The organism is Shewanella sp. WXL01 (assembly GCF_012263345.1).
Lineage (GTDB): Bacteria > Pseudomonadota > Gammaproteobacteria > Enterobacterales > Shewanellaceae > Shewanella > Shewanella maritima.
In genome coordinates this window covers 813290-826159 of record NZ_JAAIKQ010000001.1, presented here as the reverse complement: position 1 = coordinate 826159, position 12870 = coordinate 813290, and the positions used below count along the sequence as shown (strand labels likewise).

At 44.8% G+C, this 12870-nt stretch carries 12 protein-coding genes; 5 read left to right on the top strand and 7 right to left on the bottom strand.

What is annotated here, in order from left to right:
- Nucleotides 1-2: 2 nt before the first annotated feature.
- Nucleotides 3-419 (bottom strand): DUF3302 domain-containing protein, encoded by a 417-nt coding sequence (locus G3R49_RS03565; RefSeq protein ID WP_130598230.1) that lies wholly within the window; start codon nt 417-419, stop codon nt 3-5.
- 431 nt (nt 420-850) lie between these two features.
- Between G3R49_RS03565 and purT the strand changes: the two genes are divergently transcribed.
- On the top strand, nt 851-2047 hold the full coding sequence (gene purT / locus G3R49_RS03560; protein ID WP_167868657.1) for a formate-dependent phosphoribosylglycinamide formyltransferase: 1197 nt from the start codon (nt 851-853) through the stop codon (nt 2045-2047).
- A gap of 129 nt (nt 2048-2176) precedes the next feature.
- Here purT and G3R49_RS03555 read toward each other — a convergent pair whose 3' ends face one another.
- The 6 genes from G3R49_RS03555 to G3R49_RS03530 form a co-directional block, all read right to left on the bottom strand.
- Nucleotides 2177-2608: a hypothetical protein gene (locus G3R49_RS03555; RefSeq protein ID WP_167868656.1), complete on the bottom strand. Its 432-nt coding sequence runs from the start codon at nt 2606-2608 to the stop codon at nt 2177-2179.
- 67 nt (nt 2609-2675) lie between these two features.
- Nucleotides 2676-3638 (bottom strand): D-2-hydroxyacid dehydrogenase, encoded by a 963-nt coding sequence (locus G3R49_RS03550; RefSeq protein ID WP_167868655.1) that lies wholly within the window; start codon nt 3636-3638, stop codon nt 2676-2678.
- A 99-nt stretch (nt 3639-3737) separates the two neighbouring features.
- Nucleotides 3738-4352 (bottom strand): outer membrane protein, encoded by a 615-nt coding sequence (locus G3R49_RS03545; protein WP_167868654.1) that lies wholly within the window; start codon nt 4350-4352, stop codon nt 3738-3740.
- 76 nt (nt 4353-4428) lie between these two features.
- The gene (gene djlA / locus G3R49_RS03540) at nt 4429-5208 is read right to left on the bottom strand and encodes a co-chaperone DjlA (RefSeq protein ID WP_130598234.1); all 780 of its coding nucleotides are present in this window, start codon (nt 5206-5208) and stop codon (nt 4429-4431) included.
- Between the two features lie 64 nt (nt 5209-5272).
- Complete coding sequence (gene murU / locus G3R49_RS03535) at nt 5273-5962, bottom strand: N-acetylmuramate alpha-1-phosphate uridylyltransferase MurU (RefSeq protein ID WP_167868902.1); 690 nt, start codon at nt 5960-5962, stop codon at nt 5273-5275.
- The gene (locus tag G3R49_RS03530; protein ID WP_167868653.1) at nt 5962-7092 is read right to left on the bottom strand and encodes an aminoglycoside phosphotransferase family protein; all 1131 of its coding nucleotides are present in this window, start codon (nt 7090-7092) and stop codon (nt 5962-5964) included. The genes murU and G3R49_RS03530 overlap by 1 nt, the downstream gene beginning before the upstream one ends.
- Before the next feature lie 144 nt (nt 7093-7236).
- On the opposite strand from G3R49_RS03530, the gene lptD reads away from it, so the two are divergent.
- From lptD to rsmA, 4 genes are all read left to right on the top strand, one after another.
- A complete protein-coding gene (gene lptD, locus G3R49_RS03525; protein WP_167868652.1) occupies nt 7237-9537 on the top strand; it encodes an LPS assembly protein LptD in 2301 nt (766 codons plus the stop codon).
- Nucleotides 9538-9742: 205 nt separating this feature from the next.
- Complete coding sequence (gene surA, locus G3R49_RS03520) at nt 9743-11047, top strand: peptidylprolyl isomerase SurA (protein WP_130598236.1); 1305 nt, start codon at nt 9743-9745, stop codon at nt 11045-11047.
- Between the two features lie 9 nt (nt 11048-11056).
- Nucleotides 11057-12040, top strand: coding sequence for a 4-hydroxythreonine-4-phosphate dehydrogenase PdxA (gene pdxA / locus G3R49_RS03515; RefSeq protein WP_167868651.1), 984 nt, complete (start codon nt 11057-11059; stop codon nt 12038-12040).
- A 9-nt stretch (nt 12041-12049) separates the two neighbouring features.
- A complete protein-coding gene (gene rsmA, locus G3R49_RS03510) occupies nt 12050-12862 on the top strand; it encodes a 16S rRNA (adenine(1518)-N(6)/adenine(1519)-N(6))-dimethyltransferase RsmA (protein WP_167868650.1) in 813 nt (270 codons plus the stop codon).
- Nucleotides 12863-12870 lie beyond the last annotated feature (8 nt).

The window sequence follows — 12870 nt, the reverse complement described above, 5'->3', positions numbered from 1 at the left end:
GATTATCCCTCCTTGTTATCTTGGTTTGATTGCGGCGTGTCTTCGGCGACAGCAACCTCTGACTTAACAGCTTCTAACTTAGCTACCTTATTGGTTAACTCGCTGAGCTGCTGTGTAAGCTGTTTCACCTGCAGCTCAAGTTGCTCTTCTTTTTGCTCCAGCTGCTGCTCTTTTTGTTCAAGCTGAGAGAAACCCCAACCTCTGTCTTCGCGATATAAAGTTGCCCATATCCATAAAAACGGCCAAATGGCATGCAAAGTAAAAAGGCTTACCCAGCCAGCAATATGAATGGCATCTTGCTGCGGATGATTACGATGTTTAGCAATCTCGTAGGGGATATCGTGAATGGCAATAATGCCGTAGAAAATCACCAATGCGACAAAGAACAATAACGCCAAGGCGAAATAGTCTAAGAACATGAACGACTCCTTGTTAAGTAACCTGAACTCGGGATAATAAATTGGTTTCTAACGGCTATTTTTGTCTATTTCTGTGTTGAAGCTAATTGCAATAGACTAACTATTGACGCGTAGCTTCGCCTTGAACTAAACAAAACTATCTCGCTAGAAACTTAATGCTAGGTATAACTCTGGACGAGAGAGTCATTGGCACTTTCTAATCCCGAGTTCAAATTAGCAAACATATTGATAACAGTTGGTTAGTATTACACCAAACCTAGATGAGCGATAGCAGTAATTTGTGGATTGTATAAAATTTGAAATTAAGTTTTCCCTAACTTAGTAGTGATCTTAACCACACTTCTTATGCAATTTGCCATCTATATCGTCTCTGCACAGGTAAAATAGCAACCGTTCCCTACCCGACATAATCAATAGCAAATAGGCCAAATATGACAGTCAAAACCATCACAACTTTTGGTACACCTCATTCAAAAAGCACGAAAAAAGCCATGCTTCTAGGTTGTGGCGAACTCGGTAAAGAAGTTGCCATTGAACTGCAACGCTATGGCGTTGAAGTGATTGGTGTTGACCGCTACCCAAATGCTCCTGCGATGCAGGTTGCACATCGTTTTCACACGATAAACATGCTTGACGCTGATGCACTAAAAGCCATCATAGAGCAAGAAAAGCCGGATTTAATTATCCCTGAAATCGAAGCTATCGCCACCCAAGCATTGGTTGAGTTAGAAGCCCAAGGCCTGCACGTCGTACCGACGGCAAAAGCCACCCAGCTCACCATGGACCGTGAAGGTATTCGCCGCCTAGCTGCGGAAACATTAGGTGTACCAACCTCGCCTTATTTCTTCTGTGATACTAAAGCTGAGTTTGATGAAGCCGTGGCAAAAATTGGTATGCCTTGTGTGGTGAAGCCGGTAATGAGCTCATCAGGTAAAGGCCAAAGCGTGGTAAAAGCCACAGCTGATATTGATAGCGCCTGGAATTATGCCCAAGAAGGCGGCCGTGCAGGTAAAGGCCGAGTGATTGTTGAAGGGTTTGTTAAGTTCGACTACGAAATCACCTTGCTAACGGTAAGTGCAGTCAACGGTATTCACTATTGCGCACCAATTGGTCATCGCCAAGAAGATGGTGACTACCGTGAGTCTTGGCAACCACAAGCTATGCCAGCTCACGTGCTAGAAAAAGCACAAGCTATGAGTAAAAAAGTGGTTGAGGCACTTGGTGGCTATGGTCTGTTTGGCGTTGAATTATTCATTCAAGGTGATGAAGTTTACTTCTCTGAAGTATCACCTCGCCCACACGATACAGGTTTAGTCACCCTGATCAGCCAGGATGTATCTGAGTTTGCCCTACATGCACGTGCTATTTTAGGGCTGCCAATCACACCTATTACCCAATTTGGCGCTAGTGCCAGTGCAGTAGTCCTTGCAGAGGGCACCTCGACTGATATTCGTTATGAAGGCCTAGCTCAAGCACTTGAAGCGCCGCTGACTCAGCTACGTATTTTTGGAAAGCCAGACATTGATGGCCGCCGCCGCTTAGGTGTCGCCCTTGCTCGTGATAACTCAATTGACGCTGCGATTGAAAAAGCCAAACACAGCGCGGCTCAAGTAAAAGTGATTTTCTAATCATCAACGACGAACGTTGATGAATAATAAAAAAACCAGTGAGCAATCACTGGTTTTTTATTAATTTCACTATTGGTATCGAGCTTGAAATACATGTTAGTAAACTGCATTGAGAGATAGCCAGCTAGGCTATTTTGACGGTAAGCCTTTACCATTTAGATGAAAATGCACTAAAAGCAAAAATCTCAGCAGCGACTTGAGTTTCAGCCCAGTGATACCTGTTGGCGACTTTTTGATAAGCTTAATGCGCTGGTACGCATCACATACTAACTGATAACTGTCTCGTCCCACATAGCGGTTAAACTCAGCATAGCCGGCAATTTGCTGAGCTTTCAACATCTCATTATTAAAGCTAAAACCCTGAGATAAAATAGTATCGAACGTCTGTGATTCTAATTTGTCCGCAATCAGCAACAGCTGTGATTCTTGCTGACCACTGCTTGCAACAAAGCGAATATTAGCCTCTAACTCAAATTGCAGTGCCCTGAGCTGACCGCGCTGCTTTTCCACACGACTGCGCTCTTTATCAAACACATCATAAAGTGACTTCCATATCGCCACATTTATCTCCCTATTTCATTAAACCCTTGTTGCGCTTGTATTACGATCTTACCTTTAGCAAACCCAGTTACACACAATTTATGGACTTACCATCAAGAAATCCGTGTACATTATCAACGGCTATCGACAGCAAGTTTCTGCGCGCCTCAAATGTTGCCCAGGCAATATGAGGTGTTATTGTCACATTACTAGCCGACAAAAGCGGATTATCTGCACTTGGCGGCTCAGTTGATAACACGTCTAATCCGGCAAAACCTTTGCCGCTGTTTAGCCAATGGGCTAATGCAGCCTCATCAATTAAATCGCCTCTGGCGGTATTAATCAGCAAGCAGCCCGGCTTTAACTTATCTAAGCTGGTTGGATTAATAAGCTGCTTAGTGTCATCCGTTAACGGGCAATGCAGTGATAATATGTCAGCTTGGGTAAGCACTGAGTCTAACTCACTCCAACTAATGCCTTGTGGTAGATCTGTTTTAGGCGTGGGCGTGCTAATTATCACGCGCATACCGAAAGCAAGCGCGATATTTGCAACCTGCTGACCAATATCTCCGTAGCCGACTAGCCCTAAGACTTTATCTTTAAGCGAGGTAAGCGGCGCTAAAGTAAAACAAAAATCGCGCCCGCGGCTCCAGACACCTTGTTTGACGGCGTTGTCGTGCAGACTGACCTGTTGGCAATGCTGTAAAATATGCGCAAACACCATTTGCGCCACAGCATCTGGGCCATAAGCGGGTACATTGGTGACCACTATGCCTTGCTGTTTCGCAGCCTTGCTATCAACCACATTAGTGCCAGTGGCTAGCACACCAATGTATTTAAGCTGAGGTAACTGGGCTATACATTGTCTATCAATCACAGTCTTATTGGTTAGTAACAGCTGTGCCCCTTGAGCGCGCGCTAATAAGTCACCAGCCGCCGTATGTTCATAAACCTCAACTTCAGCACACTCTGACAATACCTGCCAATCTAAATCACCCGGATTTAGGGTGTGGCCATCGAGTACCACTAATTTTGGCTTAGCTTTTGACATGTCTTTTTACTTACCTACTTGTTTAGATGGCGCATTAACAGTTTTCTCACCTGACAGATTGCTCAAATATGACTACTTTTGCAGGTCATTGACTACGATTTAAAACCTAAATGACACGCCTGCATTCGCCTGACTTTGCCACATCACATTACCCTTGATATTCCACGCACAACGTGTGCTATCACAAAACAAGGTTGAGCTAGAATTGAACAGGGTGGCAAACCCTTTAACTTCAGCAAAAACCGAGAAGTTATCAGTTAAGTCATAAGTTAAGCCACCGCCAATCGCCATCGAAAAGCGCGTCTCATTTGAAAACCCCTGATCAGGAGAGAGCTGAGTAGCACCTGCGCTGGCAGTGACGTAAGGTTTAAATGCATCACGACCTAAGAATAAGGTGCCACCTAGGTGGTAATAGCTAACGTCAACTTTATTAACTGGTGACGGGGTTTGCGAGAAAGTCGCTATTTCACTATTTTGCCTACTGTATAAGAAATACATGTTGCCAGGATGGTTGGTTGTGGTACCTAGCATTACGCCATAATTGTTCGACTCTTTTAATTTTAACGTCGAAGTAACATTGCCATCGTTATCAACAACATCGAGGTCACTGGTGCCAAAGCTATAGCCGCCAAAAGGAGCAACAAAAATATCCGCGTAGCTAACGCCTGGAGACATAATTAATGCGGCTATCAACAGCTTAGAAAAAGACTTCATAAATCATCCTTATATAAATAAAACCCTGAGAAATTTTTACAATGCGAACAGCTCATAAGTCACTTAATCGTATCACCTAACGCATACCCCGATCGGCTTTGACGCTATCGTAGGCAGACTGAATATCTTGCGCCTTGTCTTTAGCAAGTTTCATCATTTCTTCTGGTAAGCCTTTGGCAACCAACTTATCTGGATGGTGCTCATTCATCAAACGCCTGTAGGCACGTTTTATGGTTTGGTCACTGTCGCTTTGCTTAACACCGAGAATCGAATAAGCATCAGCAGTCGCCATCTTGTTACTTTGGCTACGATTAGCCTGATGGTACTTATGCTCGGCTTGCATACTGGCAATAGTGGCATCAAGTTGACGAGCGAGCCCAAGCTCATCTGCGATCAAGCGTAAAATAGCAAGTTCACTCGCGTGCAGTTCACCATCATGCAGAGCCATCTGCACCTGAATTTCAAGAAACATTTTTCTAAGGTCGTTAACACCTTGAGTGGCACGATGAAACTCTCGCAGCTGCGCCTTAACATCAAAGTCGGCGCGTTTGCCATCTCTGAAAGCTTGCTGGGCATCACTTCGTGCTTGGCCATGCAGCTTAAGTTGATCCATCAACATGGTCGCGACCATGATGTCTGATTCTGTCACTCGACCATTGGCTTTGGCTATTCGTCCAAGCAGCGCAAACGTTGTCCGTGAGAATTGACTTTGAATATGCTGCACCCTTGAAGCATATTGCTTGATAAAACGACTTTTATCATATTGATGCCCAAGATAAGCACCAACAAGCGCGCCAAGAAATCGGCCAAACATAAAGCCAATGAGCGCACCAAAAACCTTACCCCAAATCTGCATTAAAAACCCTAGCTCTGTCTATGTAGTCGAGTTGTATTTATATAATCTAAGTGTGTATGTGGAGCTAACTTTCATTTTTTAGCATTTGAATGTGCGCTGCTACTTCCGCTAGACGTGCAGTAGTACCAACATCGCACCAGTAACCGCTATGTAGCTGTCCAATAACCTGTTTCTGATCCATCGCGACTCGCATCAGCGGCCCAAGGGGTGCTTTACCTGCTTCAAGAGAATCAAAAGCACACGGATGATAGATACCCATACCAGAAAAGGTAAACTTGTTGTCAGCCTGGTAGCTCAATGCTCCTTCGTTAACCGAAAAATCACCACTAGGATGATGCTCAGGATTAGTGACTAGCCACAAGAACATTTGCTTACCTTGCTGATTAAGCATCGTCAGCGCACGATCAAAATCTGGCAAGTCATCAATATAGATATCTCCATTTATCACCAAAAATGGCTCAGCACCTAACAAAGGCAAAGCTTGTTTTATTCCACCTGCGGTTTCAAGAGCTTGTGACTCATGACTGTATTGAATCGACAACCCCCAGCGACTGCCATCCCCCAAGGTTTCAGGCAGCATATGACCTTGCCAGGCGCAGTTAATGACCACTTCGGCGACACCCGCTTTGGCCAGCTTTTCAAGATGATATTCAATCAAGGGTTTGCCGTTTACCTCGACTAAAGGTTTTGGGCAGCTATCTGTTAACGGCCTTAAACGCTCACCTCGTCCTGCAGCTAAAATCATCACCTTGATCATACTGATGCCTCATCTGCAATAGATTTGCTGTTTTCCAAGCATACTTGCTCTTTAGCACAAGCAAAGCGAGGCAAAATGTTGTCAGCAACCCACTGTCCAAACTCTGCTAACTCGACATAACGCGCGCTGATATCAACAATATATTGCAACGTGAGCGGAATATCTTTGATATAGCCAGTTTTACCATCACGATGTTTTAACCTGGTAAAAATACCTGCCGCCTTAATGTGGCGCTGAAGTCCCATTAAATCAAACCAGCGCTGATAGCGACTAAACGTCGTCTGCTTTTCAATAACGCCTGCGGCCTGCATGGCGTCAAAATGGCTTTGCATCAAAGGGTTAACTAATTCATCTGGCCAACGAATATAGCAGTCGCGCAGCAATGACACTGCGTCATAAGTCACAGGACCGATCACCGCATCTTGAAAGTCAATTACCGCAAGTTTGCTGTCACTACTTTCTTGTTCAGTCAGTAATAAGTTGCGGCTATGAAAGTCTCGATGCATGCCAACTTGCGGCTGCTCAAGGGCGCTTGCTATTAACACCTTGTTGGTGTTTTCAATCAGTGTCGACTCCTGGTCACTTGGTTGGTAATTGAGATGACACTCAAGTAACCACTCGGTAAAAATACCCAACTCGCGGCGTAAGAATGCTTCATCAAATTGAGCGAGCTCACCTTGGGCTGTTTGGGTAACGCCAGCGATAGACGGCAACAACGCGAGTGCTTGTTGGTAATATTGAGTCACGGTTTGCGGCGTTAAATGGCTCAGTAGTTGTTCGTCACCCAAGTCGGTTTGTAACACAAACCCTTGCGGTGCATCACTGGCAATAACCTCTGGGACCAATAACCCGGCCTGCTTATAAGCCTCTGCCATCGCAATAAATGGCTCGATAGGCACAAGTTCAACAGGCGAGTCAGCGACAATATAACTAGTCGCATTTAACCTAGCTTGCTCAACATGATGAGGGGATGCCTGAGATATTTGATTTTGCTGTGCTGTGAGCGTGACACGAAAATATCTTCTGAAGCTGGCATCTCCGCTGATAAGCCGAATTGCAAATGGTTGTTCAAATAACGGCGTTAACCACGCCTGAAGGGCAACAAATCTTTGATCTGATTGGCTCATCTCATTAGCTCTTGCTGGAAAATTGTTTTATTATAACCAGCAAAATTAGTGGAATCAGCTAAATTATGGATAGATTCATTGAGCTGGGTATCCTTTTCTCCCCAACATATTTCCAAAATAAGAAATCATAACTAATTGATAACAATGCAGATTCGTTATTTTATGGCATATTGCCTACTCGCCAATGGGTTGATTAACTCCCAACAAGTAATGGCGAGTGAGGCATTAGGACACTGTGCCATCATCCCACCTGTATCTCCAACAGCCAACGACCGCGATGCTGTAGCAGGTATCCAAGCTGATGATATTGTAATTATTTCTGACTCGTCTTATGCCGAGATGGATAACACTGCACACTTTACTGGGGATGTGAGTTTCAGTCAGGGCAGTCGTCATATTTCTGCCGACAACGCCTCGGTTAACCAACCAAAGCAACAACTAAACGCATCTGGCAATCTAGTGTTTAAAGACGACATGTTTACCGTCACTGCTGATTCGTTAGTCGCGCAAATGGCATCAAATAGTGCCACCCTTTCAGGTGCTAAGTACTGGCTACATGGTCAACAAGTCAATGGTGACGCCGAAGAGTTAGAGATCACTAAAGATAACAACCTAGTGTTGTCTGGCACCAACTTCACAACATGCCCACCAGAGTCTCAGTCTTGGCTGCTCGAGGCGCGAAAAATTCGCATCGACAGTGAAGAAGAATGGGGTGAAGTGTGGGATGCAAAATTACGTGTAGCAGATATCCCAATTATGTATATCCCCTACATGACAGTACCGATTTCAGACAAACGTAAATCGGGCTTTTTATTTCCAGAATTTAGCACCAGTACCACTAATGGTGTTCAGATAAGCACGCCGTACTACTGGAATATTGCACCTGAGTACGATTTAACCTTTACCCCTGATTATATGTCAGCCCGTGGCTTATTCCTCAAAACAGAGTTTCGCTACATGAACTCGCCTGAGCAGTCGGGACAATTTAATGTAGAGTATCTAGCAGACGACAGAAAGCTTGCCAACAGCCCAGATCGCTATCTTTATCACTGGAATCACAGTGGCAAAATTAATGACAATTGGCGCGTTCAAGCCAACTACACCGATGTGTCAGACAACAACTACTTCAATGATTTGAACTCACAAGTTGCGCGCGCGACGGACAATCAATTATCGCGCATTGGTGAAGCTAGCTACTTCGACCAAGATTGGGACTTTAGTGTCCGAGTGCAGGACATTAAGGTGCTTGGCGAAGAAGAAAAACCTTATCAAGTAATGCCACAGCTAAACTTTAACTATTACAACAAAGACTTCTGGCAAAACTTAGACTTCACCTTTGGCACGGAAGTGACTAACTTCCGTCATCAAGACGCACTTTATGGCAGTGCGACTCGCGTGCATATGGAGCCTAGTATTGCCCTGCCTATTCATGCACCATTTGGCTCGTTAACCAGTGAGATAAAGCTACTGCAAACCAATTACTGGCAAGATGAATCAAGTTTGCAACCAGAGCTTGATAAAACCGTCAATCGTACAATCCCGCAGCTGCAAATTAACGGTCAAATTAATTTTGAACGACAAACTCAGTTTTTGTCGACGCCAATGCGCCAAACCTTTGAGCCGCAATTTCAGTACCTATTTGTCGGCTATGAAGATCAATCTGGCATTGGTATCTATGATAGTGCTCAGTTACAAGAGGACTATTTCGGCCTATTTAGAGACCGCCGTTTCTCAGGTCTCGACCGTGTTGCCGATGCTAACCAAATGACGCTTGGTTTCACTACGCGCCTCTACAACGACAACAACCGAGAACAAATGAAGTTCAGCGTTGGTCAAATCTTGTATTTCCAGGAATCAAAAGTCCTCAAAGCGCAATCGGTGACAACTCAAGAACAATCAACTTCTGTATTGGCAGCTGAGTTAGATACCCGCGTATATGACGACTGGTTTGTGAGTGCGTCGGTGCAGCATGATACTGAGCATGGCGAAAACAAAAAGAGTCAAGCAACGCTAGATTACCGCCCAGGCAGCGGTAAACTACTGCAATTCAGTTACCGCTACATTCCAGATCTGGTCAATAATAACACCAACGATAAGGTCAACATTTCTCAAGCTGGTTTACGTACAACCTGGCCAATTTCAGACGATTTGTACTTTGTTGGTAACTGGTACTATGACATCAATGAGCGCCGAAATATCGAAAACTATGCCGGTATTCAATATGAATCTTGCTGCTGGGCAGTACGCTTTAGTTATCACTACCGCATCAAAACCAATTATGACGATGATTTAAACCCAGGTATTGATACTCGTGAAGAGTTTGAAAGCGGCTTTTATCTCAACTTTGTCATCAAAGGTTTAGGCGGCTCAGGGCCATTGGGTGTCGACGATATGCTCAACGAAGGACTATTTAACTACCGCAAACCACTTTACTTGAGGAATTAGCCCCCAAGTGTGGTAGATTGCCAAGGTTAACAAAACAACGACAAATTTTTGCTGAACCAAGCGCTAAAGAAACAGTCATACAATAACCAGCTTAGGTTTAGTGAGATGTTCACAATGAGATTAAATAAAATCACCAGCTGATCATCTCGATACGGGTAACCGTAAATAGTTAAAGCACACCAATTAATGCCAAGGATTTTTTTGGATGAGACACAGTAAGAAATTGATGTTTGCATTGATGGCACTATTCGCTAGCCACCAAAGCATCGCAGCACCGCAACAACTCGACAGCGTAGCGGTACAGATTAACGATGGCATTATTTTAGAAAGTGAAATCGACAACATGATCCGCACCGTCAAAGCAAATGCTCAGGCTGCGAATCAAACCTTGCCTTCAGAGAGCGCGCTAAGAACTCAGGTTATTGAGCGCTTAATCCTTACTCACCTACAAATGCAAATGGCTGAACGTATTGGTCTGCAAATTGGTGACTTACAGCTTGACCAAACCATCGAAAACATTGCTCGCGAGCAGAAAATGACCGTGTCACAAATGCGCGATCAAATCGAAAAAGATGGCATGAGCTTCAATCAATACCGCGAACAACTACGTGAAGAAATCACCCTAGGTGAAATACAGCGTATTCAAGTTCAGCGTCGTATTCAGGTATCTCCGCAGGAGATTAATAACCTAGTAAGAATGATTGAAGAGCAAGGCTTAAAGGACGTTGAATTCCAGGTTGGACATATCTTAATTGATGTACCAAGTAACCCAAGCAGTGAGCAGCTAGAAAGCGCGAGCAAGCGCGCTGATGCAGTATTGAAGCGCCTCAACGACGGTAAAGACTTTAAAAGTACAGCCATCGCTTCATCTTCAGGCCCTAAAGCCCTTGAAGGTGGTGTTTGGGATTTCATGAACATCAACGAAATGCCAACGCTGTTTGCTGAAGTAATAAGTGGTGCAAAAAAAGGCGACATCATAGGCCCAATTAAGTCTGGCTCTGGTTTCCATATCATCAAAGTGATGGACACCCGCGGCATGCAAACTCAAGAAATTGACGAAGTTAAATCTCGCCATATTCTGCTAAAACCATCACCTATTTTGTCTGAAGAGCGTGCGAAAGCCATGCTAGACAACTTCTTAAAGCAAGTGCGCGCCGGCGAAGCTGACTTTGCTGATCTTGCTCGTCAATATTCAGAAGACCCAGGCTCTGGTGCCAAAGGCGGTGAGCTTGGCTGGGCAGAACCAAGCCTATATGTACCCGAATTTGCTAACACCCTAATGAGCCTAGAACCAGGTGAAATTAGTGAGCCGTTCAGAACAACCCACGGCTGGCATATTGCTCAACTTGAAGCTAAGCGTAAGACTGATGCCACGGACAAATTTAACAGCAACCGTGCTCACCAGCTTATTTTCCGTCGTAAATTTAATGAAGAGCTACAAAACTGGTTAGATGAAATGCGCAGCGACGCATATATCGAAATCTTCGACGTAGCTAGCTCTCGAGGCTAAACCAACTTAATGACCAAACGTATTGCAATTACCCCGGGTGATCCCGCTGGTATTGGCCCAGATCTCGTTATCGAACTCGCTCAGCAGGCTTGGCCTGCTGAGCTTGTCGTTTGTGCAGATCCGCAATTATTAACCACGCGAGCCAAAATTCTCGGGCTGCCACTGCAGCTGCGCCCATATCAACCAACGCAAGAGCCCAAACCACAAGACGCTGGAACGTTAACAATTGTTCCATTTACGCTCGCTGAAGAAGCGGTATGTGGCAGACTCAACGAAGCCAATAGTGCTTACGTGGTTGATACCCTGCGCTATGCAGGCGAAAAGAACATGTCTAATGAATTCGACGCTGTGGTAACAGGGCCGGTTCACAAAGGCATCATCAACCAAGCAGGAATTCCATTTAGTGGTCACACTGAGTTTTTCGCTGTGCAAGCTAACTGCTCAGACGTTGTAATGATGTTAGCCGCGCCAGGCTTGCAAGTTGCGTTAGTAACTACTCACATCCCGCTTGCATATGTATCTAAAGCCATCACACATGAGCGCTTAAATCACATCATCACGATATTACATCGCGAGTTGGTCAATAAGTTTGGTATTGACGATCCAAAGATATACGTTTGTGGCTTAAATCCACATGCGGGCGAAGACGGTCACTTAGGTCGTGAAGAAATCGATGTGATGATCCCTGCGCTAAATGAGCTGCGCGATGAAGGCATGAGTATTGTCGGACCGCTTCCGGCAGACACTCTATTCCAACCTAAGTATCTAGAGCAAGCTGATGTGGTACTGGCTATGTATCACGATCAAGGCCTACCTGTGTTAAAATCCCTCGGTTTTGGTAAATCAGTCAACATTACATTGGGTTTACCTTATATTCGTACCTCAGTAGACCATGGAACGGCGCTTGAGCTAGCAGGCACTGGCGAAGCAGATTGCGGCAGCCTTACCTGTGCATTGAACAAAGCCATTGAACTGGCGAATAAGAGTAAGTAGCAAAATTTCATGAGTAATAAAGTACATTTAGGCCATACAGCGCGTAAGCGCTTTGGACAAAACTTCTTAACCAATGAGAGCATCATTAGCCGTATCGTGGGTGCAATTTCACCTGACAACGATCATGTAATGGTTGAAATTGGTCCAGGCCTTGGCGCAATTACTGAGCCTGTAGCAGAGTCAGTTGACAACTTGTGTGTTGTCGAACTCGACCGAGACCTTGTTGAGCGTTTAGAGTCACACCCTTTCCTAAAAGACAAATTAACCATTCACCAAGGTGATGCACTGCAATTTGATTTTGCCCAGCTAAAACAGCCAGGCAAAGAAATGAAGGTATTTGGTAACCTGCCTTATAACATCTCTACGCCGCTTATGTTCCATCTTTTCGAATATGCCGAAGAGATTGCAACCATGCACTTTATGCTGCAAAAAGAAGTGGTGCTGCGCCTATCTGCAAGCCCAGGCACCAAAGCCTATGGCAAGTTAACAGTGATGGCTCAATATTATTGCCAAGTAGTACCAGTGCTTGAAGTACCACCCACGGCATTTACTCCACCACCGAAAGTGGACTCTGCCGTTGTACGTTTACTGCCATATAAGAATAAGCCTTGGCCATGTGATGATGTTGATATGCTGCGCCACGTGTGTACAACCGCCTTTAACATGCGCCGTAAAACCTTGCGTAACAACTTAAAAACCTTGGTGACAGACGATGAGTTTGCCAACCTAGGCATTGACGCTAGCCTGCGCCCAGAGCAAATTACTGTTGAGCAATATGTTGCCATTGCTAACCATCTTTGCCGCAAGCCATCTCAGGACTAATTATTAAC